At 70.6% G+C, this 26,050-nt stretch carries 15 protein-coding genes, 3 tRNA genes and 1 other RNA gene; 11 read left to right on the plus strand and 8 right to left on the minus strand.

Annotated elements, in window-relative coordinates; all coding sequences use genetic code 11:
* Positions 1-16: 16 nt before the first annotated feature.
* Entirely contained in the window at positions 17-1,657 is a 1,641-nt protein-coding gene (locus KF708C_RS22440) for an ABC transporter ATP-binding protein (RefSeq protein WP_059413419.1), read from the plus strand.
* Positions 1,658-1,964: 307 nt separating this feature from the next.
* The gene (locus tag KF708C_RS22445) at positions 1,965-2,654 is read left to right on the plus strand and encodes a C40 family peptidase (protein ID WP_029043588.1); all 690 of its coding nucleotides are present in this window, start codon (positions 1,965-1,967) and stop codon (positions 2,652-2,654) included.
* Positions 2,655-2,798: 144 nt separating this feature from the next.
* Here the strand turns inward: KF708C_RS22445 and KF708C_RS22450 are convergent, their stop codons facing one another.
* A complete protein-coding gene (locus KF708C_RS22450) occupies positions 2,799-3,740 on the minus strand; it encodes a patatin-like phospholipase family protein (protein WP_059413334.1) in 942 nt (313 codons plus the stop codon).
* Positions 3,741-3,989: 249 nt separating this feature from the next.
* Between KF708C_RS22450 and gltX the strand changes: the two genes are divergently transcribed.
* The 4 genes from gltX (at position 3,990) to KF708C_RS22470 (ending at position 6,085) form a co-directional block, all read left to right on the plus strand.
* Positions 3,990-5,396, plus strand: coding sequence for a glutamate--tRNA ligase (gene gltX, locus KF708C_RS22455; protein ID WP_059413335.1), 1,407 nt, complete (start codon positions 3,990-3,992; stop codon positions 5,394-5,396).
* Between the two features lie 281 nt (positions 5,397-5,677).
* Positions 5,678-5,753 (plus strand) — tRNA-Ala (locus tag KF708C_RS22460).
* 110 nt (positions 5,754-5,863) lie between these two features.
* Positions 5,864-5,939: transfer RNA gene (locus KF708C_RS22465), tRNA-Glu, on the plus strand.
* A gap of 69 nt (positions 5,940-6,008) precedes the next feature.
* Positions 6,009-6,085, plus strand: a tRNA-Asp gene (locus KF708C_RS22470).
* A gap of 207 nt (positions 6,086-6,292) precedes the next feature.
* Here the strand turns inward: KF708C_RS22470 and KF708C_RS22475 are convergent.
* From KF708C_RS22475 to trxA, 6 genes are all read right to left on the minus strand, one after another.
* Positions 6,293-7,645: an MATE family efflux transporter gene (locus KF708C_RS22475; protein ID WP_059413336.1), complete on the minus strand. Its 1,353-nt coding sequence runs from the start codon at positions 7,643-7,645 to the stop codon at positions 6,293-6,295.
* Positions 7,646-7,763: 118 nt separating this feature from the next.
* Positions 7,764-9,548 (minus strand): ArnT family glycosyltransferase, encoded by a 1,785-nt coding sequence (locus KF708C_RS22480; protein ID WP_059413337.1) that lies wholly within the window; start codon positions 9,546-9,548, stop codon positions 7,764-7,766.
* Between the two features lie 277 nt (positions 9,549-9,825).
* Positions 9,826-10,089, minus strand: coding sequence for a type B 50S ribosomal protein L31 (locus KF708C_RS22485; protein WP_020202912.1), 264 nt, complete (start codon positions 10,087-10,089; stop codon positions 9,826-9,828).
* A gap of 218 nt (positions 10,090-10,307) precedes the next feature.
* Positions 10,308-11,168 (minus strand): M90 family metallopeptidase, encoded by an 861-nt coding sequence (locus KF708C_RS22490; RefSeq protein WP_020202913.1) that lies wholly within the window; start codon positions 11,166-11,168, stop codon positions 10,308-10,310.
* Positions 11,169-11,330: 162 nt separating this feature from the next.
* Positions 11,331-12,593 carry a transcription termination factor Rho gene (rho, locus tag KF708C_RS22495; RefSeq protein ID WP_029043590.1) on the minus strand — a complete coding sequence of 421 codons (1,263 nt, stop codon included), beginning with the start codon at positions 12,591-12,593 and terminating at the stop codon, positions 11,331-11,333.
* Between the two features lie 189 nt (positions 12,594-12,782).
* On the minus strand, positions 12,783-13,109 hold the full coding sequence (trxA, locus tag KF708C_RS22500; RefSeq protein WP_020202914.1) for a thioredoxin TrxA: 327 nt from the start codon (positions 13,107-13,109) through the stop codon (positions 12,783-12,785).
* A 485-nt stretch (positions 13,110-13,594) separates the two neighbouring features.
* Here trxA and KF708C_RS22505 point away from each other — a divergent pair, with 485 nt between their 5' ends.
* The 3 genes from KF708C_RS22505 to KF708C_RS22515 all read left to right on the plus strand — a co-directional run bounded on the left by KF708C_RS22505 (position 13,595) and on the right by KF708C_RS22515 (position 20,524).
* Positions 13,595-13,861 (plus strand): hypothetical protein, encoded by a 267-nt coding sequence (locus tag KF708C_RS22505; RefSeq protein WP_059413338.1) that lies wholly within the window; start codon positions 13,595-13,597, stop codon positions 13,859-13,861.
* A gap of 133 nt (positions 13,862-13,994) precedes the next feature.
* On the plus strand, positions 13,995-16,910 hold the full coding sequence (locus KF708C_RS22510) for a PD-(D/E)XK nuclease family protein (protein WP_059413339.1): 2,916 nt from the start codon (positions 13,995-13,997) through the stop codon (positions 16,908-16,910).
* Entirely contained in the window at positions 16,907-20,524 is a 3,618-nt protein-coding gene (locus KF708C_RS22515; protein WP_059413340.1) for a UvrD-helicase domain-containing protein, read from the plus strand. Before KF708C_RS22510 ends, KF708C_RS22515 begins: the two co-directional genes overlap by 4 nt.
* Positions 20,525-20,774: 250 nt before the next feature.
* Here the strand turns inward: KF708C_RS22515 and ffs are convergent.
* An RNA gene (gene ffs / locus KF708C_RS22520) (signal recognition particle sRNA small type) lies at positions 20,775-20,873 on the minus strand.
* Between the two features lie 148 nt (positions 20,874-21,021).
* Between ffs and KF708C_RS22525 the strand changes: the two genes are divergently transcribed.
* Positions 21,022-23,535 carry an adenosylcobalamin-dependent ribonucleoside-diphosphate reductase gene (locus KF708C_RS22525; RefSeq protein ID WP_059413341.1) on the plus strand — a complete coding sequence of 838 codons (2,514 nt, stop codon included), beginning with the start codon at positions 21,022-21,024 and terminating at the stop codon, positions 23,533-23,535.
* A gap of 106 nt (positions 23,536-23,641) precedes the next feature.
* Positions 23,642-26,017, plus strand: coding sequence for a DNA polymerase III subunit gamma/tau (locus tag KF708C_RS22530; RefSeq protein WP_059413342.1), 2,376 nt, complete (start codon positions 23,642-23,644; stop codon positions 26,015-26,017).
* The last annotated feature ends 33 nt before the right edge of the window (positions 26,018-26,050 follow it).

Genomic DNA, 26,050 nt, shown 5'->3' on the forward strand with positions numbered 1-26,050 from the left:
TGGCGGCGGCCCGCTGATGTGCATCGAGCGCCTGTCGGTGACATTCGGCCAGGGCGAGGATGCCACCCGCGCGGTGCGCGACGTCAGCTTCGACCTGTGCGCCGGCGAGCGTTTCGCGCTGGTGGGCGAATCGGGCTCGGGCAAGACCGTGACCGCGCTGGCCATGCTGCGGCTGGTGGAGGACGCGCGCTACCAGGGCGCGGTGCGCTTCGAGGGGCGCGATCTGATGCAGGTGTCCGAGCGCGAGATGCGGGGCATCCGCGGCGCCGACATCGCGATGATCTTCCAGGAGCCGATGACGGCGCTCAACCCGCTCTACACGATCGGCAACCAGATCGTGGAGACGCTGTCGCTGCACGAGGGCCTGGACCGCCGCGCCGCGCGCGAGCGCGCCGTGGCGTTGCTCGAGCGCACCGGCATCAGCGATGCGGCGAACCGTTTCGACAGCTTCCCGCACCAGCTCTCGGGCGGCCAGCGCCAGCGCGCCATGATCGCGATGGCGCTGGCCTGCCGGCCCAAGCTGCTGCTGGCCGACGAGCCCACCACGGCGCTCGACGTCACCATCCGCGTGCAGATCCTCGACCTGCTGCGCGACCTCCAGGCCGAGTTCGGCATGGCGGTCATGCTGATCACGCACGACCTCAACCTGGTGCGGGCCTTCGCCCAGCGCGTGGGCGTGATGGAGAAGGGCGTGCTGGTGGAGGTCGGCAAGACCGCCGAGGTGTTCGCCGCGCCAAGCCATCCCTATACCCGCAAGCTGATCGACAGCCGGCCGCGCCGCGAGGTGCTGCCGCTGGTGCCGCTGGCGCCGGTGCTGCTGGAGGCCCGGCAGCTGTGCGTGAACTACGCGCGCAAGAAGCGCGGCATGGCCGGCTGGTTCGGCCGCGAGCAGTTCGCGGCGGTCAAGGACGTGGATTTCACGCTGCGCGAGGGCGAGACGGTCGGCATCGTCGGCGAGTCGGGCTCGGGCAAGACCACGCTGGCCCACGCCGTGCTGAACCTGACCCGGCGCAGCGGCGGCGACATCCGCTTCCTGGGCCGCGGCCTGGACGAGGTCTCGCGGCGCGAGCGCAGCACGCTGCGCTCGCGCTTGCAGGTGGTGTTCCAGGACCCGTTCGGCTCGCTGTCGCCGCGCATGACCATCGAGCAGATCGTGGGGGAGGGGCTGGCCCTGCACCAGCCCGGCCTGTCGCGCGACGCCATGCGCCAGCGCGTCACCGAGGCGCTGCGCGAGGTCGGCATGGATCGCACCGCGCTGGGACGCTACCCGCACGAGTTCTCGGGCGGCCAGCGCCAGCGCGTGGCGATCGCGCGCGTGCTGATCCTCAAGCCGCAGGTGCTGGTGCTGGACGAGCCGACCTCGGCGCTCGACGTGTCGATCCAGCAGCAGGTGCTGGCGCTGCTGACGCAGTTGCAGCGCAAGTACAACCTGAGCTACCTGTTCATCAGCCATGACCTGGCGGTGATCCGCGCGATGGCCCATCGCGTCATCGTGATGAAGTCCGGCGAGGTGGTCGAGGCAGGCGATACCGAGGCGGTGCTGGGCGCGCCGCAGCACGCTTATACGCGCAAGCTGATGCTGGCGGCCGAGATTGGTGCGCCCGAGCCGGTCGGGCCGCAAATTGGTGCAGCCGAAACCGGGGTGTCACCGGGTTGACTCGGGACTGACATACGATAAACAAGAAAGCAGATGCGACTTCCGATGTATGGGCTTGATTCCAAAGCCTTTTAGGGGGATTTTGTAACGCACTTTGACATGCGCGTGACAACCTTATACCATCCGGCGAGAAGTATTTTCAGGGGTGGTTCGCGCGCCGCTTATGAGCGGCGCGAGTGTTTTGCATCACATAAGCGGCTGGTCTGCTTATTGCATGCCGCCCACGGGGGAAATCACCCCAGTTGAATTCGAGCCGGCCCGGCGTGTCGTCCCGGGCCAGGCCAAGACCGATTGAACAGGAGAACCAATGCAGCGAACGGTACTTCATTCCCTGGCGCGCGCCGCCGTTGGAATTGCCATTGCCTGCGGTGCTGCTCTGTCGAATGGAGTGCTGGCTGACACGGTGTTCAAGGACCCCGACGCCCGCATCGATGCGCGTAGCGAGCTCAGCTCGGACCCGCATCCGGAAGGCAAGCGCGGCTTGCTGTCCTCGATGATGAGCTCCACCAGCCACGTCGCCAGCAAGGCCGGCGACCTCGTCATGAACGCCCTCGGGCTGATCGGCGTGCGCTACCGCTTCGGCGGCAACAGCCCGGAATCGGGCCTCGACTGCAGCGGCTTCGTGCGCTACGTGTTCAACGACACGTTCGGCTTCATGCTGCCGCGCCGCTCGGTGGAAATGAGCCAGGTCGGCACCACGGTGGCGGCCAGCGACCTGCGCCCCGGCGACCTGGTGTTCTTCAACACCATGCGCCACACGTTCTCGCACGTCGGCATCTACATCGGTGACAACAAGTTCGTGCACGCGCCGTCCACCGGCAGCAAGATCCGCGTGGACGACATGCGCGCCTCGTACTGGGTCACGCGCTACAACGGCGCGCGCCGCATCGACGACAACCTGCAGGGCGGCGTCGGCGCGGACAACCTCGGCAACATGGTCGAGACGCTCAAGCGCTTCGATCCGAACGCCGGCAACCGGACGCTCTACGGCGGCTGATCTCGGCCCGGACCGGATGAAAAAAGGACTGCCTCGGCAGTCCTTTTTCGTTTGCGTCGTCCTCGCCGTCCGTGAAGGCCGGGCCGTTGGTCTCGTCGATGGCGCGGTGGGTTTGCCGCGCGGACGGGCGGCGATCGGTTTCCGCTATTGCGCGGCCACCGCGCCGGCGGGCTTGAGCCGCGCCTGCGCGAGCTTGTCGCGCAGGCTGGCGAGCACGGCCGCGGTGGCCTGCTCGCCGGCCAGGATGGCGCGGTTGCGCGCGGTGAAGTCGCTGCCGCCCATGTCGGGCAGGTCGGGGCGGATCACCACGTCGGCGCGCGCCAGCGCCATCTTGTTGAGCGACTGCCCCATGATGGCGGTGGTCTGCAGCAGCACGCCGCTCTGGCCGCCGTTCTTCTGGCTGGACGGGTCGGCGGAGATGTTCACGGCGATCACGAAGTCCGCGCCCATGACGCGCGCGGAATCCACCGGCACCGGTTCCACCAGCCCGCCGTCGACGTAATCGTGGCCCTGGATCGAGACCGGCTGGAACACGCCGGGCACGCTGCTGGAGGCGCGCACCGCCTGCCCCGTGTTGCCGCGCCGGAACAGGATGCCGTGGCCGGTCTTGAGGTCGGTGGCGACGATGCCCAGCGGCAGCTTCATGGCCTCGATGGGGCGGTTGCCGACCAGCTTGTTCACGTAGTTCTGCAGCGCCTCGCCCTTGAGCCAGCCGCCGAAGCGGGTGCCGAAGGGCAGGGCCCAGTCGGCGATGGCGGCTTCGTCCATGGTCAGCGCCAGCTTGTTGAGCTGGAAGCCGCTCATGCCCGAGGCATAGAGCGCGGCGACCACCGCGCCGGCGCTGGTGCCGGCGACCAGGTCCGGGTGGATGCCCTGCGCTTCCAGCGCCTTGATGACCCCGATATGGGCGAAGCCGCGCGCGGCGCCCCCGCCGAGGGCCAGGCCGATCTTGAGCGGGCGCGGCGGCGCTGGCGGCGCGGCTGCCGGCGCTTCCGGCTGGGCGGTGAGGGTCCCGGGCTTGGGGCCGAAAGAGCAGGCGGCGAGCAGCGCTGCCGCGCCCGCGCCGAGGAAATGGCGTCGTTGCATGGATCCGTGAGGGAAGGGGAAATGCCGCGGCCGTCACAGCCGGTGCGGTGCCGCGGCGAATGTGCCGCCGGCGCCGGCGCCGCGTTGGCGCGGCAGCATTTCAGACCGGGCAAAGCATAAATGATTCCACGCGCGGCGGCACCCGGCGCGCGGCGGGGCCGGGCGGCGCGCCCCCGCTTGCTATAATGCGGCGATCCTACACCCCGGCCTGCGCGCATCCGCGCGCGGGCTTTTTTGTTTCGCTCCGACATGACACAACGCGTCCGCACCCGCTTCGCGCCGAGCCCCACCGGCTTCATCCACCTCGGCAACATCCGCTCCGCGCTCTACCCCTGGGCGTTCGCGCGCCGCATGAAGGGCGATTTCATCCTGCGCATCGAGGACACCGACGTCGAGCGCTCGTCCCAGGAAGCGGTGGACGTGATCCTGGAAGGCATGGCCTGGCTCGATCTGGACATCGACGAAGGCCCTTACTACCAGATGCAGCGCATGGACCGCTACCGCGAGGTGGTCAGGCAGATGCTGGACAGCGAGCTGGCCTACCCGTGCTACATGAGCACCGAGGAACTCGACGCGCTGCGCGAGGCCCAGCGCGCGCGCGGCGAGAAGCCGCGCTACAACGGCTTCTGGCGCCCCGAGCCGGGCAAGGTGCTGCCCGCGCCGCCGGCCGGCGTGCAGCCGGTGATCCGCTTCAAGAACCCGATCGGCGGCAGCGTGGTGTGGGACGACGCGGTCAAGGGCCGCATCGAGATCGCGAACGACGAGCTGGACGACCTCGTGATCGCCCGCCCCGACGGCACGCCCACCTACAATTTCTGCGTGGTGGTCGACGACCTCGACATGAAGATCACCCACGTGATCCGCGGCGACGACCACGTCAACAACACGCCGCGCCAGATCAACATCATCCGCGCGCTGGGCGGCACGCCGCCGGTCTATGCCCACCTGCCGACCGTGCTCAACGAGCAGGGCGAGAAGATGAGCAAGCGCCACGGCGCCATGCCCGTGACCGGCTATCGCGACGAAGGCTACCTGCCCGAGGCCGTGCTCAACTACCTGGCCCGGCTGGGCTGGGCGCACGGCGACGCCGAGATCTTCTCGCGCGAGCAGTTCATCGAGTGGTTCGACCTCGAGCACCTGGGCAAGTCGCCGGCGCAGTACAACCCGGAAAAGCTGGCCTGGCTCAACAACCACTACATCAAGGTGGGCGACAACGCGCGCCTGGCCACGCTGACCCGGCCGTTCATCGAGGCGCTGGGCGGCAAGGTGGAAGGCGGCGCCAGCCTCGAAGCGGTGATCGGCCTGGTCAAGGACCGCGCCAACACGCTCAAGGACGTGGCCCAGGCCGCGCTGCTGTTCTACCGCGGCGAGACGCAGCCGGACGCCGCGCTCAAGGCCGAGCACCTCAACGCCGACGTGCTGCCCGCCCTGCAGGCCCTGGCGGCGCGCCTGGGCGCGCTGGCCGAGTGGAAGCGCGAGGACATCGGCGCGGCCTTCAAGGCCGTGCTGGCCGAGTTCGGCCTGAAGATGCCCAAGCTGGCCATGCCGGTGCGCCTGCTGGTGGCGGGGCAGTTGCAGACGCCCGCCATCGACGCGGTGCTGGAGCTGTTCGGCCGCGAAACGGTGCTGCGCCGGCTGCAAGCTGGCCTCGCCTGAAATTTTTTGCGGAAAGTCGCGGAAGGGGCTTGCGCTCCTGCCGCGACTTGAGCATAATCTCGTTCTCCCTGCAGCGCGGACAAAAACCAAGCGGGCTTAACGGACGGCAGCGAACAGTAGTAATTCCCGCAGTAATGCGGATCGCTGAAAAAAGTTAAAAAAAGGGGTTGTCAAAAAGCAAGGTTGTTTATATAATCTTGTCTTCGCTGAAACAAAGAAACAAACGCGAAACGACAGCAGCAGCAAGCTGGAGCAGTAAATCAGCAGTAACGTAGTGCCTTGGGGCTATAGCTCAGCTGGGAGAGCGCTTGCATGGCATGCAAGAGGTCAGCGGTTCGATCCCGCTTAGCTCCACCAAAATGCCGGAAGTTTCGATTGCGGTCATGGCGAAACTTCCCGGTGTGGTGAAGACCGGATTATCCGGATATTCGCCGCGCCAGACGGAACAAGTCGGAAGACAAGTTTCTGTCCCCTTCGTCTAGAGGCCTAGGACATCACCCTTTCACGGTGAGTACAGGGGTTCGAATCCCCTAGGGGACGCCAGATAACGGACGTAACCAAACGTCCGGTTTGTCGTCGGCGGCATCGCTGCCGGCAGCAAGTAGAAGTATTGGAGTGGTAGTTCAGTTGGTTAGAATACCGGCCTGTCACGCCGGGGGTCGCGGGTTCGAGCCCCGTCCACTCCGCCAAATCAAGACCCGCATGGTTATGCCATGCGGGTTTTTCTTTTTCCGCCCGCATTTTCCCGTCTTCGGTTTTTCCTGCTGCATTTCCTGCCGCGGCATGCGTTCGCGGTATTCGCTCCGGCCGTGCCTCGATAATCGCCCGCCTCGCTGGCCGGATACCGCCGCGGCGCATTATCGGCGCGCCGGCGAGCGATTATCCCGGCGCCGGCTTCAGTCCTGCGGGCGCCGGCTTACCGTGACGAAATAGCGCACCAGCAGCGTCGCGGCCAGCGCCAGGCTCACGCTGTTGGCCAGCCAGAAGCCCGCCGCGCCGCGCGTGAGGGCCGGCAGCGAGCCGATCAGGCCGAAGCCCAGCACGTAGCCGCCGCCCAGCCCCACGCCCCACAGCGACAGCGCGTAGATCAGCGTCGGCACCAGCGCGATCTTGTAGGCGCGCAGGATGAAGGCGGTCATCACCTGGACCGCGTCGAAGGCCTGGTAGAACGCGATGAACAGCATCAGGGGCAGGGCGGCCCGCACCACCGCCGGGTCCTTGGCGTAGGCGTGCAGCAGCGGCTCGCGCAGGATCCACAGCAGGCTGCCGACCATGACGGCGAGCAGCGCCGCCAGGCAGATGCCGCGCCGCGCGATGCGGCGCGCCGCGGGCAGGTCGCGCGCGCCGATCGACTGGGCCACCAGCGTGGAGGTGGCGATCGCCAGCGACAGCGGCAGCATGTAGGCCACCGCGCCGAGGTTGGCGATGATCTGGTGGCCGGCCAGCACCACCGTGCCCATGCGCGTGATGAAGATCGACATCAGCGTAAACGAGGTGATCTCGATCAGGTAGGTCAGGCCCATCGGCACGCCCAGGCGCAGCAGCGCGCGGATCGGCCGCGCCTGCGGCCAGGCCCAGCTCGAGAAGATCTGCAGCGGCCGGTAGGCCGCGTTGCGCCGCAGGATCAGCACGCCGGAGACGCACCACATCCAGCTGATCAGCGTCGAGGCCAGCGCGCAGCCGGGGCCGCCCATCGCCGCCAGGCCGAGGCCGCCGTCGATGAACCAGGCATTGAGCGGGATCTTCACCGCCAGCCCGACGATCTGCAGCACCGTCACCATCACCGGCCGCGACAGCGCGTTGTTCAGCGCCGAGTAGATGCGAAAGCCGAGCGCGGCGGGCAGGCCGAAGGCCTGGATGTGCAGGTAGGTGGTGGCCTTCTCGACCAGTTCGGGCGGCGCCTGCGCGAACTGCAGCAACGGCCCGGGAAAGGCCAGCAGCAGCATGCCCGGCACCGCCAGTGCCACGCCCAGCCACGCCGCCTGCCTGACTTCGCTGCCGATCTCCGCCGCGCGGCCCGCGCCGTGCAACTGCCCGGCGATCGGGGCGAGCGCCTGCAGCACGCCCATCAGGCTGATGTAGACGGTGACGTAGATCGAGCCGCCGAGCCCCACGGCGGCGAGGTCGGTGGCAGAGGCGCGCCCGGACATGATGGTGTCGATCACGCCGAAGGCGATCACCGCGAGCTGGCCGACCAGGACTGGCGCGGCCAGTTCGCCGATGCGGCGGATATCCTGCAGCAGTTTCATCCGATGGGCCGGCGCGCCGCGGCGCTGCCGGATAGCTGTGGCTGTTGAGTGCGTGTTGTCCGCATTGTCCGCGTCGGTTGTGACGGCACGCCCCGTTGGTACGTCCCGCCGGCGCGTCCTAGCGGCGCGGCAGGCGGCGCTGCGGCAGGACCGGCTTGGGCGGCGGCGCCTTCGACATATCGACGAGGCGGTACATGCGGAAGCGCTCGTCGCGGTCCGACGGCCGGCGGCCTTCCCAGACCAGCCGCCATTCGAAATGCGAGATGCTGGTCGGCTCGCCGTAGTCCACCGAATCGTGGCGCAGCAGGATGTCGCAGCCGTCGCTCGGGCCGCCGAAGCGGATGTGCCCGAAGTAGGCGAACGAGGCCAGTTGCGCGTCGCCCATGCGGATCGGCTGCACGCAGTTGTAGGTCGCCGGCAGCGCCATCGACGCGGCCTGCGCCACGTCGCGGTAGGTCTTGCCGTAGTTGATCGACGGCATCCACAGCGTCATCGCCAGCACCCACATCAGCGTGGTGCCGGCGGCCGAGATCACCACCGGGCGCCAGATCTGCTTGGGCGCGCGCGACAGCCGCCAGCGCACGATCAGCACCCAGGCCGCGGTGACGATCAGCGCGTAGACCACCGCGCTGACGGTGAAGTCCTGCTGGAAGCCCGGCAGCAGCCGGTAGATGTTGGCGGCGATGCGCGGCGGCTGGCCGGTCGTGCGGGCGATCCACATGAACCAGACGAAGCCGCCGAAGATCGTGAAGAACAGCAGCGCGAACCAGTCGATCGCATTGATGGCCGCGCGCGTCAGCGTGGGCAGCCCGAAGGCGGCCAGCACCGCCATCGGCGGCAGCAGCAGGATGAACTGCACGTCGCCGGGCTGGCGCAGCAGGAACAGCAGCAGCACCAGCGGCACCAGCAGCGACAGCGGCAGCGCCACATGCGGCGCGCGGCGCATGCCCGACCAGCTCAGCCACGCCCAGCACGCGATCGGCCACACCGGCCAGGTAAACAGCAGCAGGTTGCGCGCGATGAAGTTGAGCGCCAGCGCGTTGGGCGCGCCGTAGGTGCGGCGGTCGTCGCGCGACCACTCGCGGATGAAGGTCACGGCGTCGTTGTGGTCGGCAGCGCCCAGGTAGGCCACCGCCATCCACGCGGCCACCAGGGCCAGCGCCAGCGGCACGCTGGCCAGCAGCAGGCGCGGCAGCGGCAGCGGCCTGCAGGCCAGCCCGCAGGCGATCACGGCCAGCAGCAGCACCACCGGCAGCATCGGCCCGCTCGACAGCGTCAGCGCGCCGAGCCCGGCGCCGAGCCAGAGCCCGCCCTGCAGCGGCTTGTCCAGGCTGCGCACCATGCCGTACAGGCTCATGGCGACGAAGCAGACCTGGCCGACCTGCGGCGTGGTCTCGTGCCCGCGCATGGCCAGGCCCACGCAGGCCAGAAAGATCAGCAGCGCGCCGTCGGCCAGCGTGCGGCCGTAGTCGCGCGCGTTGGGCTGACCGCCGAAGACGTAGGCGAACGGCTGCACCTCGGCGCGGCGGCCGAGCAGGTAGGTGGCATACCAGATCAGCGCGCAGGTGCCGAAGTAGAACAGCGCCGTGGCCAGGCGCGAGGCGTCGGGCGCGCCCAGCCAGCCGCCGAACAGGCGGATCATGGCGGCGCCGACCCAGAACACCAGCGGACCGTCGTCACTGTACGGGCGGCCCACGATGTTCGGCATCAGCCAGTCCTGGGCGCCGCCGGTGGCCAGCTGCCACATCACGCCGAAGCCGGCCGCGTCCTCGTTCTTCCACGGGTCGCGGCCGAACAGGCCGGCCAGGCCATAGATGATGCAGATGGCCAGCAGCAGCGCGCGCGGGAGCGTGCCGGTGGCGGCTGCGGTGAGGTGGACTCGGGAGGTCTTGGCTGCGCTCATCGATGGGTAGGGCTGGGTGGCGGCCGGGCGGGCGCCTGCGGTTGGCTGCGTCTGTCGCCGGCGCGCGGGGCGCGAAGACTGCAAAAGGGACTGCAAAAGGGACTACTGAAACGACTGCCGGAACAGCTGCCGGAACGACCGCCGCAAAGACAGCGGAAGCAGGGCCGGGCGGCGCGGGCCGCAAAAGCAAAGAGGCAGCCGATGCTGCCTCTTTGCTTGGGTGCGCGGCGCCGGAGCATCGTCCGAGGCCGGGCTGCGAGCAGGCTCGCGCAGCGAATTACTTCGCCGCGGCCTTGCCCAGCTTGCTGCCGAACTTCTGGCGGAACTTCTCGACGCGGCCGGCCGTGTCCATGATCTTCTGGGTGCCGGTGTAGAACGGGTGCGATTCCGACGAGACTTCGATCTTCGCCAGCGGGTATTCCTTGCCGTTGTATTCGATCGTGTCGCGGGTCTGGATCGTCGAGCGGGTCACGAACTTGAAGTCGTTCGACACGTCGTGGAACACGACTTCGCGGTAATTCGGGTGAATGCCTTCTTTCATGGTGCTTCCTTTCAGGTTGGGTAGCCAGTCCGCTGCATGCCGCGCTGCCGCTGCCGGGGTTTCCGGGGTTCCGGTCGAACCGGTTGGCAGTGTTGCGGCGAACGAACCACTTGCCGATAACGGACAAACCGGGATTATCGCAGAAAAACAAAAACATGGGCAAGATTTGCGAGCGTGCCGACAGTGTCGGCCGGGCGCCCGGAAATAGGCCAGATGCGTCACATCGCGGCCGGGTCCTGGCGGTAGAACGTGGCCAATGCGCCATACAGCGCCGGCCAGTGCCTGCGCAGCCCGGCCGGTTCGACAAAGAAGGTCTCCGATGCCACCGCGAAGAACTCGCTCGGCGCCTCGCAGCCGTAGGGATCGATCACGCGCAGCGCCGGCGGCAGCCGCTCGGGATGGTCCCAGGCATGGTCGGACTGGCGGTCGCAGGCATCGGCGAAGCGGTCGTATTCGCCCAGCAGCGTCTCGGCCCACTGCTCGCGGTCCACGCCCGGGTGCAGCACGCGCGAGAACGGCGGCACGCCGTCCGGCTCGCCGTCGAGCATGTCGAGCTTGTGGGCGAACTCGTGGATGACCACGTTGTAGCTGTCGTCGGGGTGCGCGTGATGCGCGTGATGCGCGCCCGCACCCGCGCCGGGGGCCTGCACGTCGGGCCAGGACAGGATCACCGGGCCGTGCTCCCAGGCCTCGCCGCTGGCTTCCTCGACCACGCCGTGCACCAGGCCGATGTCGTCCTCGACGGTGCGCCGGATGATGAACTCTCCCGGATACAGCACGATGCCGCGCCAGCCGCGATACCACTCGATGCCGAGCTTGAGGATGGGCACGCAGGCCTGCGTCGCCACGCTGGCCACCATCTCGTCGGCCAGCGGCAGCGCGTGCGCGGTGGAGAATTCTTTCTCGGCGATGAACAGCGTGGCGAGCTCGCGCAGCGTGGCGAGGTCGGCGGCGCCGTAGCGCTGCACGAACGGCAGCGTCGCCACGGTGTGCGCCCACAATGCGTCGGGGATGGCGTAGTGCTCGAGCTTGCGCTCGCGCGAGCGGCCCCGCAGGAAGTGGCTGAGTTTGCCGAACATGGTTCTCCTGCCTGGTTCTTCGGACTGCGTGCTTCGCCGACAGGTTGCGCTCGTAGGTCGCGCTCGTAGCGCGCCGCAAAGCAAGAAGGGCGTGCCGTGGCACGCCCTCCTGCGCGATACGCGCGCGCCGTGGCGAGCCACCGCGCGCGGCATGGCCAGCGCTCAGCCGCCCCTGCGCATCATATCGAAAAACTCGGCGTTGTTCTTGGTCGCCTTCATCTTGTCGAGGATGAATTCCATCGCCTGCACTTCGTCCATGTCGGAGATGAACTTGCGCAGCACCCACACCTTCTGCAGGATTTCCGGCTTGATCAGCAGCTCCTCGCGGCGCGTGCCCGACTTGTTCAGGTTGATCGACGGATAGACGCGCTTCTCGGCCAGGCGGCGCTCGAGGTGCACTTCCATGTTGCCGGTGCCCTTGAACTCTTCGTAGATCACGTCGTCCATGCGGCTGCCGGTCTCGATCAGCGCGGTGGCGATGATGGTCAGCGAGCCGCCTTCCTCCAGGTTGCGCGCGGCGCCGAAGAAGCGCTTCGGGCGCTGCAGCGCGTTGGCGTCCACGCCGCCGGTCAGCACCTTGCCCGAGGCCGGCACCACCGTGTTGTAGGCGCGCGCCAGGCGCGTGATGGAGTCCAGCAGGATCACCACGTCGCGCTTGAGCTCGACCAGGCGCTTGGCCTTCTCGATCACCATTTCGGCGACCTGCACGTGGCGGATGGCCGGTTCGTCGAAGGTCGACGCCACCACCTCGCCGCGCACCGAGCGCAGCATCTCGGTCACTTCTTCCGGGCGCTCGTCGATCAGCAGCACGAACAGGTCGGCTTCCGGATGGTTGTTGGCGATCGCGTGGGCGATGTGCTGCAGCATCACGGTCTTGCCCGACTTCGGCGAGGCCACCAGCAGCGCGCGCTGGCCGCGGCCGATCGGCGCGATCATGTCGATGATGCGGCCGGTGATGTTTTCCTCGGCGCGGATCTCGCGTTCGAGCGTGAGCGGCCGGTTCGGATGCAGCGGCGTCAGGTTCTCGAACATGATGCGGTTCTTCACCGCCTCGGGCGCCTGGCCGTTGACCTTGTCCACCTTCACCAGCGCGAAGTAGCGCTCGCCGTCCTTGGGGGTCCGCACCTCGCCTTCGATGGTGTCGCCGGTATGCAGGTTGAAGCGGCGGATCTGCGAAGGGCTGATGTAGATATCGTCCGTGCTCGCCAGGTACGACGTCTCGGGCGAGCGCAGGAAGCCAAATCCGTCAGGCAGGACTTCCAGCGTGCCGTCGCCAAAGATGGTTTCGCCCAGCTTGGCGCGCTTCTTCAGGATGGCAAACATCAGTTCCTGTTTGCGCATCCGCTGTGCGTTGTCGATCTCGAGGGTCGCGGCCATTTCGAGAAGCGCAGACACGTGAAGCGATTTGAGTTCTGTCAGGTGCATAGACGAGGGGTACAGAGGCGCCCGGACGGGCTGGACCTAAAGAGGGGGGAAGAAATGAGCGGACGCTCGGGGAAGTTGTTGGTGCCATCTTAGCACAATCCGGCCGGTGCGCCAGGGCTGGCGCACGCACGTCGGATTGTGGCGACAAACGGGGCCGCGCCTGGTGGCGCCGCGCCCCGCGCAATCGTCTTACAGATTGCCGTCGAGGAATGCGGTCAGCTGCGACTTGGACAGCGCGCCGACCTTCTGCGCGGCCACCGCGCCATTCTTGAACAGGATCAGCGTGGGGATACCGCGGATGCCGAACTTGGCCGGCACCTGCTGGTTCTCGTCGACGTTGATCTTGGCGATCTGCAGCTTCTCGCCGTAGTCCTTGGCCACTTCGTCCAGGATCGGGGCGATCATCTTGCACGGACCGCACCATTCGGCCCAGAAGTCGAGCAGGACAGGCTTGTCGGACTGGAGCACGTCGGCGTCGAAGGAGGCGTCGCTCACATACTTGATTTGTTCACTCATGGCGGAAAACCTCTGGTTTCGCTCTGTTGATTTTGAAGGCGGGATTTGCCGAACCGCTACATTACACGAGTTTGCGCATGCCCGTGGGCGGGCGCCTTACCCGGTGCCGGCAGTCCCGAGCGACGGGATGGCCGGCCAACGCGGATGTTGCTGATATGTTACCAGTTGCCTGGAATTCAATAGCGGCCCCGGCAGGCTGGCGGTGCGTTGCCGTACATGGCGCGAAGCCTTGCCGGCACGGTGGCACTTGGGGGACATTCTGCCCGGGAATGCCGGTGCCGTGGAGTGATTGTATTAATGGGCGCGAGAGCTTTTCTCAATCGCGCGCGGCCTTCGCATATGGCTCGCGCATGATTCGCGTATGAATTACCGAGCACACCGCGAAAGTGCCTGCGATCCGGCTTTTCGCTGTCCCGGAACAAGGTCCCGGGGAATGCGGCGCGTAGAATAGATAGAATCACGCGCTCCAGACAAGGCCACCAACCATGACGTCCGACCATTCTCCCAAGACCGATCCGCAGCAATCGCCCACCGTCGAGCACCTGAGCGACGCGCTGGACCACATCAACACCGCGGTCGAGCAGAACAGCATTGCCGGCGGGGCGGCCAGGGGCCTGCTGTTCAGCGTGATCGAGACGCTCGGCGCGCTGATCGGCGACCCCGACCTGCCCGAGCACGCGCGCTCCGGCTACCAGGGCCTGCTCGAGACCGCGCGCGAGATCCGCGCCCGCGTCGAGGGCGGCGGCCACTGAAGGCTGCGGGTATTTCCGGCATTCCCGGCTTGCGGGCGCAGGCGCCAGTGACGGCATCGTCCGTGCCCGCGGCGCGCGCCACGGACCGGTCGCCGTGCGCCCGGCGTTTCGCTTTTCCCGCCACGCCAGCTTCATGACCGCGCTGCAATTCCGGCCCGGCCCGGACTTCCTGCCGCAGGCCGCCGCCGCGGCCTGGTACTTCCTCGACCGCTGCGGCGGGCAGCAGGCCGCCGCGCACGTGGTGGTGCCCACCGCGGCGCAGATTCCCGGCGTGCGCCAGGCGCTCGACGCGGCCGCGCGCGCGGCCGGCGCGCCGCGCCTGCTGCCGCGCGTGCTCACGCTCGGCCACTGGCTGCTGGACCTGCCGCCCGAGGCGCAGCCGGTGCGTAGCCACGCGGCGCGGCTGCTCGCCGTGCAGCAGGCCATCCGCGCGCAGGACTGGCTGCGGCGCGCGTTCGGCGCGCAGACCGAGGCCGCCGCCTGGGGCCTGGCGCAGACGCTGCTCACGGTCAGCGACGAACTGAGCGCGCGCTGGCTCGACGACGACGCCATCCGCGACGACGAGATCGACGGCGACGACCGCGCGGCGCTGCTGCAAGGCGCGCTGGAGCGGACCTACGCCCATCTGTCGTCGCGCTTCCTCGGCGAGGAGGCGCGCATCGTGATGGCGTTCTGGCAGGCGCTGTCCGGCCCGGACGACCCTTTGCCGGCGCGCCGGCGCATGCTGCACCGGCTGGCCACGCACGTCGACGGCCCGGTCATCTGGCTCGGCCCCACGCCGCCCACGCCCATCGACGCAGCGTTCCTGCGCCAGGCCGCGGAACTGGTGCCGGTGATGCGCATCGGCTACGACTGGAGCGCGCAGGCGGACGATGCCGAAGCGGGCACGGCGCAGGAGGGCCCGGAACCCGGCGACTGGTACGACACGCTGCTCGCGCTGTGGCCCGAGGCGCGCCTGCCCGGCGCCGGCGAGCCCGCCGCGCGCCGCGCGCCGCCACGCGCATTGCCCGAAACGCGCCCGCGCGTGCGCGTGGTCGGCAGCGCGCGCTTCGAGGACGAGGCCGCGGCCGCGGCCAGCCAGCTGGTGGCGTGGCTCAACCAGGGCCGGCGCCACGTGGCGCTGGTCGCGCACGACCGCGTGGTGGCGCGCCGCGCGCGCGCCTTGCTCGCGCGCGCCGGCGCGCCGGTGCGCGACGAGACCGGCTGGAAGCTCTCCACCACGCGCGCCGCCGCCGCGCTGATGCGCTGGTTCGACCTGCTCAACCAGGACGGTGACACCGCGGCGCTGCTCGACCTGCTCAAGAGCCCGTTCTGCCTGCCGGACTTCCCCGCGCGCGGCGCCGCCATCGCCGCGCTCGAGCAGCGGATCCGCCGCGACGGCATCAGCGGCGGCTGGCGCCGCCTGCAGCAGCGTTTCGCGCCCGACGCCCGGCGCGAGACCGCGGCCGGCAACGTCGACAACGCGGACGATGCCGCCGGCGGGGAGGATGCCCGCCACGCCGCGCGCCAGGCCGCCTGCGAACTGGTGCAGCGGCTCGCCGCCGAGGCCGGCGCGTGGCCGCGCGGCCGGACGCAGCAGCCGGTGTCCACCTGGCTCGAACGGCTCGACGCCACGCTCGACGCGCTCGCCATGCGCGCGGCGCTGGCCGCCGACGATGCCGGCCGCCAGCTGCTCGACGCGCTGGCGCGCCTGGCCGACCTGCCGCACGACGAAACCGGCGCGGCCGCCACGCTCGACCTGGCGGAATTCCGCTCGATGCTCTCGGCGCTGCTCGAATCGGTGGCCTACAAGGAGCCCTCGGCCAGCGGCGCCGCGCGCATCACCATCCTGCCGCTCAACGGCGCGCGCATGCGCCGCTTCGACGGCGTGGTGGTGGTCGGCTGCGACGACGCGCAACTGCCGTCGAGCGCGGCCGAGCTGATGTTCTTCTCCAACCAGATGCGCCGCGAGCTGGCGCTGGAAGACCGCGAGATCCGCTTCGCCCAGCAGGCGCGCGACCTGGCCGAAGTGCTGCTCAACAACGACGACGTGGTGCTGACCTGGCAGCGCCTGGGCGCGCGCGGCGAGCCCAAGCACGTGTCGGGCTGGATCGAGCGGCTCGGCGCGCTGTGCTCGCGCGCCGGCGCGCCGATCGAGGCGAGCGCCTTGCCGGCGCTGCACGAGACCTTCGCCGAAGCGGGCGGCATGCCGGCGCCGGCCGCCGCGGAGCTGGTGCCCGCGCGCTGGAGCGCGCAGGCGTACAACATGCTGCGCCGCTGTCCCTACCAGTTCTTCGCCGGGCGCATGCTCGGCCTGGCCGGGCTGGAAGTGGTCAGCGACGATCTGGAGAAGCGCGACATCGGCGAGCTGCTGCACCGCATCCTGCTGCGCTATCACCGCGAGGCCGGCGAGGACGGCCTGCGCCACGACGACGCGCGCCTGGCGCGGCTGCGCGAGATTTCCGACCACGAATTCGGCGCGCTGATGCGCGAGGACGGCAACGCCATCGGCTACTACCGCCGCTGGTGCGAGGTGCTGCCGTCCTACGTGGCGTGGCAGGCCGAGCGCGAGGCGCAGGGCTGGTTCTGGGACGGCGGCGAGATCGACGCCACCGTCGACCTGCCCATGCCCGACGGCCAGCCGCTGCGCGTCAACGGCCGCATCGACCGGCTCGACCGCGCGCGCGACGGCAGCCGCGCCGTGCTGGACTACAAGACGCAGAGCGTGCTGCGCCTCAAGCGCAAGGTCGACGACGTGGAAGAGGACTGCCAGCTGCCGTTCTACGGCCTGCTGCGCGCCGACGTGCGCGTCGGCAGCTGGGTGGCGCTGGAAGGCACGAAGGACGGCCCGCCCGCGGCCCAGCGCGAAGTCGGCCTGCCCGATTTCGACGCCGCCGTGGCCTGGCTGGAGCGCCAGCTGCGCGAGGACGTGATGCGCCTGCGCCGGGACGCGCCGCTGCCGGCCTTCGGCGATGCCGGCGCGTGCACCTACTGCACCGCGCGCGGCCTGTGCCGCAAGGGCTTCTGGGAAAGCACGGCGCTGCCGCCGCAGGTGGGAGGCCGCGCATGAGCGCGCACGCCTATCTGCGCGACGGCGCGCCGGTCGCCGAAGCCGAGTTCACGCGCGCGGCCTGCGACCCCGCCGCCTCGGTGGTGGTGGAGGCCTGCGCCGGCAGCGGCAAGACCTGGCTGCTGGTGGCGCGCCTGCTGCGCCTGCTGCTGGCCGGCGCCGCGCCGCACGAGATCCTCGCCATCACCTTCACGCGCAAGGCCGCCGAGGAAATGCGCGAGCGCCTGCTCGAAGTGCTGGCCCAGCTGGCGCGCGACGACGACGACGCGGTGATCGCCGCGCTGGTCCAGCGCGGCCTGTCCGCCGACGCCGCGCGCGCCGCGCTGCCGCGCGCGCGCGGCCTGCACGCGCAGGTGCTGGCCGCGCCGGGGCGCATGGCCATCGACACCTTCCACGGCTGGTTCGGCACGCTGCTGCGCGGCGCGCCGCTGGCCTCGGGCATCGTGCCCGGCGCCACGCTGCGCGAGGACGCATTGCGCATGAAGCGCGAGGCCTGGGCGCCGTTCTGGCAGGCGCTGGCCACGCCGCCGTATGCCGAGCTGCGCGCCGCCTTCGAGCAACTGGTGGACGCCATCGGCGAGTTCCAGGCGCGCGCGCTGCTGGACGCGATGTTCCATGCGCGCAGCGAGTGGTTCGCCTTCAAGGAAAGCGCCGATCCCGCCGAAGCGCTGGCCGCCGATCTCGGCGACGACGCGCGCGTCGACGTGCTGCCCGAAGTGCTGGCCGACGACGCCTGGCTCGACGCCTGCCAGGACATGGCCTCGCAACTGGGCCGCGGCGGCAAGACCGAGCAGGCCCATGCCGCGCGGCTGGCGGACGCGGTCATGGCGATCCGCGCGTGGCGCGAGGGCGGGGCGGCGGACGGCGCGCCGGCCGAGCGCGCCTTCGCGGTCCTGCGCGATGCGTTCTTCACCGCCGCCGGCAAGCCGCGCTCGCTGCGCGCGACCGCCGCGCTGACCAAGGCGCTCGGCGGCGAGGCCGCGGTCGAGGCGTTCGTGGCCGCGCACGGCGAGCGCTGCGCCGCGCTCGAACAGGTGGCGCAGCGCCGCTGCGAGGCCGCCGTGCTGGCCGTCAACCTCGCGCTCTACCGCCTCGGCGACGCATTGCTGACGCGCTACCAGCATCACAAGTCCGAGCAGCGCGCGATGGACTTCGCCGACCTCGAATGGCTGGCCGCGCGGCTCATGCGCGACGAGGAAACCGCCACCTACCTGCAGGTGCGGCTCGACGCGCGCTATCGCCACCTGCTGCTCGACGAATTCCAGGACACCAACCCGCTGCAGTGGCGCATCCTGCAAGGCTGGCTGGCCGGCTACGCGGGCCTCGGCGAGCGGCCCTCGGTATTCCTCGTGGGCGACCCCAAGCAGTCCATCTACCGTTTCCGCCGCGCCGACGCGCGCCTGTTCCAGACCGCCAGCGAGATGCTGCAGGCCGCGTTCGGCGCCACCGTGCTGCGCACCAACCGCACCCGCCGCAACCGGCCCGAGGTGCTTGAGTGGGTCAACGCGGTGTTCGATGCCGCGCGCGCCGACGGCCGCTATCCGCTGTTCGAGACGCAGACCACCGCGCTCGAAGAGCCGGGCGGCCCGGTATGGCTGCTGCCGCTGGTCGAGCCCGAAGCGGAGGCGGCGGAAGATGCCGGGGAAGATGCCGGAGGTGCGGAGGCGGCCGAAGACGGCGCGCTGGAAACCGCCGCCATCCACCGCGACACGCTGACCCAGCCGCGCCGGCACGAAGGCGACTCGCTGCGCCTCGAAGAAGGCCGGCGCGTGGCGGCGTGGCTGCGCCACGTCCGCGCCACCGTGCCGGTGGCCGAAGGCGGCGGCACGCGCCCGGCGCGCTGGAGCGATTTCCACATGCTGGTGCGCCGCAAGACCTATCTGGCGGAATACGAGCGCGCCTTCCGCGAGGCCGGCATTCCGTGCCTGAGCCCGCGTCGCGGCGGCCTGCTGGCCACGCTCGAGGCGCTCGACCTGTCGGCGCTGCTGGCCTTCCTGATGACGCCGGAGTCCGACCTCGACCTCGCCCACGTGCTCAAGAGCCCGCTGGTCGGCGCCACCGACGAAGACCTGATCGCCATCGCGCAGCAGGTGCAGGCGCAGGAGCCGCGCCCGGGCTGGTGGGCCTGCCTGCGCGGGCAGGGCCTGCCGGAGTTCGCCAGCGCGGCGCTGCGCGACGGCGTGGCGCGCCTGCGGCACTGGCTGGAAGTCGCGCCGCACCGGCCCGTGCACGACCTGATCGACCACATCTATCACGGCGGCGAGGTGCGCCGGCGCTATGCCGAGGCCGCGCCCGCCGACATCCGCGACCAGGTGCTGGCCAATCTCGACGCTTTCCTCAAGCTCTCGCTCGACCTCGACGGCGGGCGCTATCCGAGCCTGCCCAAGTTCATCGACGAATTGCAGGAGATCCGCCGCGGCGAAGAGGGCGAAAGCCCCGACGAAGGCGGCATGGCGGACCGCGCCGAAGAAGGCGATGCCGATGCGGCCGATGCGGCGGACAGCGCGCTCGACGCCGTGCACATCCTCACCGTGCACGCCGCCAAGGGCCTGGAGGCGCCGTTCGTGGTGCTGCTCGACGCCAACCACAGCGAGCCCGCCGCCGACAACGGCGGCATCCTGATCGACTGGCCGCCGTCGTCGCCGGTGCCGGTGCATTTTTCCGCCTACGGCAAGCGCAGCACGCGCGGGCTGGCGCGCGCGCCGCTGTTCGAGGCCGAGGCCGCGCTGGCCGAGCGCGAGAACTGGAACCTGCTCTACGTGGCCATGACGCGCGCGTGCCAGGGCCTGCTGGTGAGCGGCGTGAAAGGGCGCGCCGCGCGCGGCGCCGAGGGCGAAGGCAACCGCGAGATCGCCGGGAGCTGGTACGTGCGCCTGCAGTCGGCCGGCACGGGCGCGCCGGTGGAGGCGTTCCCGCCGGCGACGGCCGGCGACGACGCCTGGCAGCGGCCCGGCCACGACGCGCGCGTGCGCTATGCCGATTTCCGCGAGCGCTACCGCGAGGCGGCGGACACGCTGGTGCCGGCCTACGAATGGGAAGACGAGGACGCGGCGCGGGATGACGTCGAAGAGGACAGCCACGCCATCGTCTTCGACGCCGAGGCGGCGCGCCACGGCGAACTGATCCACGCGCTGGTCGAGCGCATCACGCGCTATCCCGAGGCGTTCGAAGCGTTGCCCGGGCCGGACGTGGTGATGCGCTGGTTCCCGCTGGCCGGCGGCGGCGATGCGCAGGCGCGCGCGCAGTGGCGGGCCCAGGCCGAGGCCGCCATCGGCGCGGCGCGGCGCATGCTGGAAGCGCCCGCGCTGCGCCCGCTGCTGTTCCCGCAGGACGCGCGCAGCGCGCGCAACGAGGTCGAGCTATATGACGCGCGCGGCCGCCTGCTGCGCATCGACCGGCTGGTGGAGTTCGACGAGCGCGTGGTCATCGTCGACTACAAGCTGCGCCTGCTGCCGCAGGAGCACGCGGCCTACGCGCAGCAGCTCGCGCGCTACGTGGCGGCGGTCAGGCCGATGTTCCCGGGGCGGCGCGTCGAGGCCGGCGTGGCCACGGCCGACGGGGAGTGGATCGCGGCGGATGCATTGCAGGTTCCGCGCCAGGGGGCATTGTTCTAGACTTGTCCTGTGTCATGACGCGCGGCTTGCCATGCGCGGCACAATAGCCGCACCGGTGCGCAGGGCGCAACGCGCGGACGCGGCCGGGGAACTGCCGGGGAGCGAATGACCGGGGGACGAATGGCTTTGCCGGGAAGTCCTGCGGCGCGGATTCCGCGGGGAAGGACCTGGCGACAGGGTTCGTGAGCGGGTCCGGCGGAAGATCCGGCAAGAAGGCAGAAGACAGGGGAATAGCGGAATAGCGGAATAGGGGGACGAGCCTGACCCTCGGCACTGGCGGAAAACGGCTGTGGCTGCTTCGTTCCCGACCTGACCAGGTTGACCGCGCCGCCATGCGAGGAGGCCCGTCCGGTGCGCATTGTAACCCAGTGCGGGCGGGCCCGCCTATTTCCCGTGAAATTGACCCGGCAAGCCGCATGGCCGGCCCGGGCCGGTACTACAGTGGAACCGTGCCGGCGCGGCGCGCAGGGCCGCCACCACAACCAGCGAGACCAGCGATGAACGCCAAAGACCAGATGCTCCACGCCACCTTGCCGCCGCAAGACATCTCCACCGAAGTCCTGCTGGAGAAATACGCCAAGGGCGAGGAGGCCAGCGTTGCCGACGTGCGCCTGCGCGTGGCGCGCGCGCTGGCCGAGGCCGAGGCCCCGACCGAGCGCGAGCAGTGGGCCGGGCGCTTCCTGTGGGCGCAGGAGCAGGGCTTCGTGCCGGCGGGGCGCATCGCCTCGGCGGCCGGCACGCGCATCGAGGCCACGCTGATCAACTGCTTCGTGCAGCCGGTCGGCGATTCGGTGTCCGACGCGCGCGGCGGCAAGCCCAGCATCTACACCGCGGTGGCGCAGGCCGCCGAGACCATGCGGCGCGGCGGCGGGGTGGGCTACGATTTCTCCGCGATACGGCCGGCCGGCGCGCTGGTGCGCGGCACGCATTCGCGAGCCTCGGGGCCGGTCTCGTTCATGAAGGTGTTCGACGCATCGTGCGCCACGGTGGAGTCGGCCGGCTCGCGCCGCGGCGCGCAGATGGGCGTGCTGCGCTGCGACCACCCGGACATCGAGACCTTCATCCACGCCAAGGACCGCGGCGACCTGACCAATTTCAACATCTCGATCGGCGTGAGCGACGACTTCATGCGCGCGGTCGAGGCCGACGGCGAGGTCGAGCTGATCCACGAGGCCGAGCCCGCCGCCGAGGCCATCGCCGCCGGCGCGTACCGGCGCGGCGACGGCCAGTGGGTCTACCGCCGCGTGCCGGCCCGGCAGCTGTGGGACCAGGTGATGCAGGCCACCTACGACCACGCCGAGCCCGGCATCCTGTTCCTCTCGCACATCAACGACGACAACAACCTCTATTACTGCGAGCGCATCGAGGCCACCAACCCGTGCGCGGAGCAGCCGCTGCCCGCCTACGGCTGCTGCTGCCTCGGCTCCATCGACCTGACCCGCTTCGTGCGCCAGCCGTTCGCCGCGGACAGCCGCTTCGACTTCGACGCCTTCGCCGAGGTCGTGCGGCTGGCCGTGCGCATGCTCGACAACGTGCTCGACGTCACCTTCTGGCCGCTGCCCGAGCAGCAGGCCGAGGCCCAGGCCAAGCGCCGCGTCGGCCTGGGCTTCCTCGGGCTGGGCAGCGCGCTGGTGATGCTGGGCATCCGCTACGACGCCGAGGCCGGCCGCGCGCTGGCCGCGCGCGTCGCCGAGGTGCTGCGCGACACGGCCTACCAGGCCTCCGCCGCGCTGGCGCGCGAGAAGGGCGCCTTCCCGCAGTTCAAGGCCGATGAATACCTGGCCAGCGGCTTCGCCCGGCGGCTGCCGCCGGCGCTGCGCGAGACGATCGCGCGCGACGGCATCCGCAACTCGCACCTGCTTTCGGTCGCGCCCACCGGCACCATCACGCTGGCCTTCGCCGACAATGCCTCGAACGGCATCGAGCCGGCCTTCTCGTGGACCTACAACCGCCGCAAGCGCATGCCGGACGACACCTACCAGGTGTTCGAGGTGGCCGACCACGCCTGGCGGCTGTACCGCCATCTCGGCGGCGACATGGCGCGGCTGCCGGACAGCTTCGTCACCGCGCTGCAGATGTCCGCGCTCGACCACATGAAGATGCTCGAGGCGGTGCAGCCCTACATCGACACCAGCATCAGCAAGACCGTCAACGTGCCGGAGGACTATCCCTACGAGGCCTTCCGCAACCTCTACCTCGATGCCTGGCGCGCCGGGCTCAAGGGCCTGGCCACCTACCGCCCCAACAGCGTGCTCGGCGCGGTGCTGTCGGTGACGCCCGCCGCGCCGGCCGCGCCCGCCGCCGGGGCGCCGGCCGACGACCCGCTGCGCAAGCCGTTCGAGAGCCGCCCCGTGGGCGACCTCGAAGGGGTGACGTCCAAGGTCGAGTACATGACCTACGAGGGCCACAAGACGGTCTACCTCACCGTCAACTTCATGCGCGTGGCCGGCGTGCTGGACGGCAAGCCGGTGGCGGTGGAGCGGCCGGTGGAATTCTTCATGCCGGCCGGCCAGCGCAACGACGGCCAGCAGTGGATCACTTCCACCATGCGCCTGCTGTCGATGGTGGCGCGCTCGGGCGGCTCGATCGCCAAGGCGCTGGCCGATATGCGCAACGTGGTGTGGGACAAGGGCACGGTGCGCTACGGCACGCTGCAGCGCCAGGACGGCAGCGAGGCGCCGCGCTTTCATGACTCCGAGGTGGCGGCGATCGGCTACGCGCTGCAGCGCATCCTGATCAAGCGCGGCTTCCTCGATGCCGACGGCGTGCAGGTGCCGGTGGCGGCGCTTGCCGCGCGCCTGGCCGCGCAGGAAGCGGGCGGGGGCGCCGGCCCCGGCGCGCAGGACGCGGCCGCCGGCCAGCCCGCCGGCGCGGGCGCCCGGCCGTCAGCCGGCCTCGGGCTGGGCCTTGGCTCGGGCAAGACCTGCCCCGAATGCGGCGCCCATGCGCTGCACAAGGTCGACGGCTGCGCCAAGTGCGCCAACTGCGGCTACGTGGGGGAGTGCGGCTAGCCGGATCGCCCCGGGCGCGGCCGGCGGCGCCCGATCCGCCGCGGATGCGCGCGCGCCGCCGCCGATCGTCCCTGACGGGCGGCCGCCTTTTGCTACAATCGCCGCCATGAGTTATCAAGTGCTAGCGCGCAAATGGCGCCCCCGGGATTTCACCACGCTGGTCGGCCAGGAGCACGTGGTCCGCGCGCTCACGCACGCGCTGGAGCAACAGCGCCTGCACCACGCCTACCTGTTCACCGGCACGCGCGGGGTCGGCAAGACCACGCTGTCGCGCATCCTGGCCAAGGCGCTCAACTGCGTCGGCCCTGACGGCCGCGGCGACATCACCGCGCAGCCGTGCGGGGTGTGCAAGGCCTGCACCGAGATCGACAGCGGGCGCTTCGTCGACTACATCGAGATGGACGCGGCCTCCAACCGCGGCGTCGACGAGATGGCGTCGCTGCTGGACAAGGCGGTCTACGCGCCGACCGCGGGGCGCTTCAAGGTCTACATGATCGACGAAGTGCACATGCTGACCAACCACGCCTTCAACGCCATGCTGAAGACGCTGGAAGAGCCGCCCGCGCACGTCAAGTTCATCCTCGCCACCACCGACCCGCAGAAGATCCCGGTCACGGTGCTGTCGCGCTGCCTGCAGTTCAACCTCAAGCAGATGCCGCCGGGCCACATCGTCAGCCACCTCGACCACATCCTGGGCGAGGAAGGCATCGCGCGCGACGCCAACGCGCTGCGCCTGCTGGCGCAGGCCGCGCACGGCTCGATGCGCGACGCGCTGTCGCTGACCGACCAGGCCATCGCCTACAGCGCCGGCCAGGTGTCCGAGGCCGCCGTGCGCGGCATGCTCGGCGCCATCGACCAGAGCTACCTGGTCCAGCTGCTCGACGCGCTGGCCGCCGAGGACGGCGCCGCCATGCTGGCGGTGGCCGACGGCATGGCCGACCGCAGCCTGTCGTTCGCGGGCGCGCTGCAGGATCTGGCCTCGCTGCTGCACAAGATCGCGCTGGCCCAGGCGGTGCCCGCCTCGGTGCAGGAAGAATGGCCGGAAGCCGCCGAGGTGCGCCGCCTGGCCGCCGCCTTCGACGCGCAGGAAGCGCAGCTGTTCTACCAGATCGCCAATCTCGGCCGCAGCGAGCTGGCGCTGGCGCCGGACGAATACGCCGGCTTCACCATGACGCTGCTGCGCATGCTGGCGTTCCGCCCGTCGGCCAGCCCGGCGGCGCCGGCGCAGGGCGGCGGGCAGCAGGCCCGGTCCGCCCGTGGCGCCGCCGCGCCCGCCGGCCGCGTGGCCGCCGATGCGGCCGCCGCCACGGCTGCGGCGGCGCCTGCCGCCGTCGTCGCTCCTGCTGTTGCTGTCGTTGCGTCCACTGCGCCCGCGCCTGCTGTCGCGCCGGCCGCGCCGGCCGTGCACTCGCTGCGCCCGCCGGCCGCCGCGCCGGCGCCCGCCGCCAGCCAGCCCGCGCCCGCGCCCGCGCGCCCGCCCGAACCGGCGCCGGCGCAGCCCGCTGCGGCAGCGGCCGCCGCCGCGCCCGCCGCCACGGCGCCGCTGTCGCCGGCGCGCGCCGCGCTGGCCGCCGCGCGCCAGGCTTCCGCCGCGCGCGGCGGCAGTCCGCGCATGACGCCGGCTGCCATGCCGCCTTCCGCGCCTGCCGCGCCCGCCGCGCGCGCGCCGGCGGCCCAGCCGCTGCGCCCGCCCGGCCCGGCCGCCGCCGCGGTGCGGCCCGCGCCGCCCGCTCCGGCTCCGGCCCGCGCCGGGTCGCCCGAGCGCCGCGCGCCGGCCGCCGCGTCTGCCGAAGTCGCCGAAGCCGCCGAAGCCGCCAATCACGGTCCGTCGGACGAGGTCCCGCCGTGGGAGTTCGCCGGCAGTAGCGACGTGCCGCCGTGGGAAGACCTGCCGCCGGACCTGCCGGTCATCGGCCCCTACGACAGCGATCCCGAACCCATGCCCATGCGGCAGGCCGCGCCGCGCCGCGAGCCGTCGCGTCCGTCCGCGCAATCGGCGCAATCGGCACAGCCCGCTCCCGCCGCCGCGCCGGCGGAAGCGGCCGCGCCGGTGCGCCTGGCGCCGCCCAGGCCGCCCGTGGCCGGCGAGGACGGCACGCCGCCGGTGTTTACCGGCGCCTGGCCGGCGCTGGCCGCCAGCCTGCCGCTCAAGGGCCTGGCGCAGCAGCTTGCCTACCAGAGCGAACTGGTGCAGGTGGTGGGGCGCACCTTCCACCTGCGCGCGCCGGTGGCGCCGATCACCGAGGCCGGCGTGGTCGAGCGCCTGCAGCAGACGTTGTCGGAGCAGCTTGGCACCGAGGTGCGCGTGCAGTGCGAGATCGGCGCGGTCGCGGACACCGCGGCGGCGGCCGATGCGCAGGCCCGCGCCGAGCGCCAGCGCGAGGCCGAGGCCACCATCGGGGAGGACCCGTTCGTGCAAGGCTTGCTGCGCGAGTTCGGCGGCCATATCCTGCCGGGATCGATCCAGCCACGCGCGGCCTGACCACCTGCCGCGCCACCGTTTCTTTTTATGACG

It is taken from the genome of Cupriavidus basilensis (assembly GCF_000876015.1).
Lineage (GTDB): Bacteria > Pseudomonadota > Gammaproteobacteria > Burkholderiales > Burkholderiaceae > Cupriavidus > Cupriavidus basilensis_B.

Excerpts from the sequence above, each read along its gene's own strand:
- KF708C_RS22440 (WP_059413419.1), top strand. The coding sequence starts at position 17 with ATGTGCATCGAGCGCCTGTCGGTGACATTCGGCCAGGGCGAGGATGCC.
- KF708C_RS22445 (WP_029043588.1), top strand. The coding sequence starts at position 1,965 with ATGCAGCGAACGGTACTTCATTCCCTGGCGCGCGCCGCCGTTGGAATT.
- KF708C_RS22450 (WP_059413334.1), bottom strand. The coding sequence starts at position 3,740 with ATGCAACGACGCCATTTCCTCGGCGCGGGCGCGGCAGCGCTGCTCGCC.
- gltX (WP_059413335.1), top strand. The coding sequence starts at position 3,990 with ATGACACAACGCGTCCGCACCCGCTTCGCGCCGAGCCCCACCGGCTTC.
- KF708C_RS22475 (WP_059413336.1), bottom strand. The coding sequence starts at position 7,645 with ATGAAACTGCTGCAGGATATCCGCCGCATCGGCGAACTGGCCGCGCCA.
- KF708C_RS22480 (WP_059413337.1), bottom strand. The coding sequence starts at position 9,548 with ATGAGCGCAGCCAAGACCTCCCGAGTCCACCTCACCGCAGCCGCCACC.
- KF708C_RS22485 (WP_020202912.1), bottom strand. The coding sequence starts at position 10,089 with ATGAAAGAAGGCATTCACCCGAATTACCGCGAAGTCGTGTTCCACGAC.
- KF708C_RS22490 (WP_020202913.1), bottom strand. The coding sequence starts at position 11,168 with ATGTTCGGCAAACTCAGCCACTTCCTGCGGGGCCGCTCGCGCGAGCGC.
- rho (WP_029043590.1), bottom strand. The coding sequence starts at position 12,593 with ATGCACCTGACAGAACTCAAATCGCTTCACGTGTCTGCGCTTCTCGAA.
- trxA (WP_020202914.1), bottom strand. The coding sequence starts at position 13,109 with ATGAGTGAACAAATCAAGTATGTGAGCGACGCCTCCTTCGACGCCGAC.
- KF708C_RS22505 (WP_059413338.1), top strand. The coding sequence starts at position 13,595 with ATGACGTCCGACCATTCTCCCAAGACCGATCCGCAGCAATCGCCCACC.
- KF708C_RS22510 (WP_059413339.1), top strand. The coding sequence starts at position 13,995 with ATGACCGCGCTGCAATTCCGGCCCGGCCCGGACTTCCTGCCGCAGGCC.
- KF708C_RS22515 (WP_059413340.1), top strand. The coding sequence starts at position 16,907 with ATGAGCGCGCACGCCTATCTGCGCGACGGCGCGCCGGTCGCCGAAGCC.
- KF708C_RS22525 (WP_059413341.1), top strand. The coding sequence starts at position 21,022 with ATGAACGCCAAAGACCAGATGCTCCACGCCACCTTGCCGCCGCAAGAC.
- KF708C_RS22530 (WP_059413342.1), top strand. The coding sequence starts at position 23,642 with ATGAGTTATCAAGTGCTAGCGCGCAAATGGCGCCCCCGGGATTTCACC.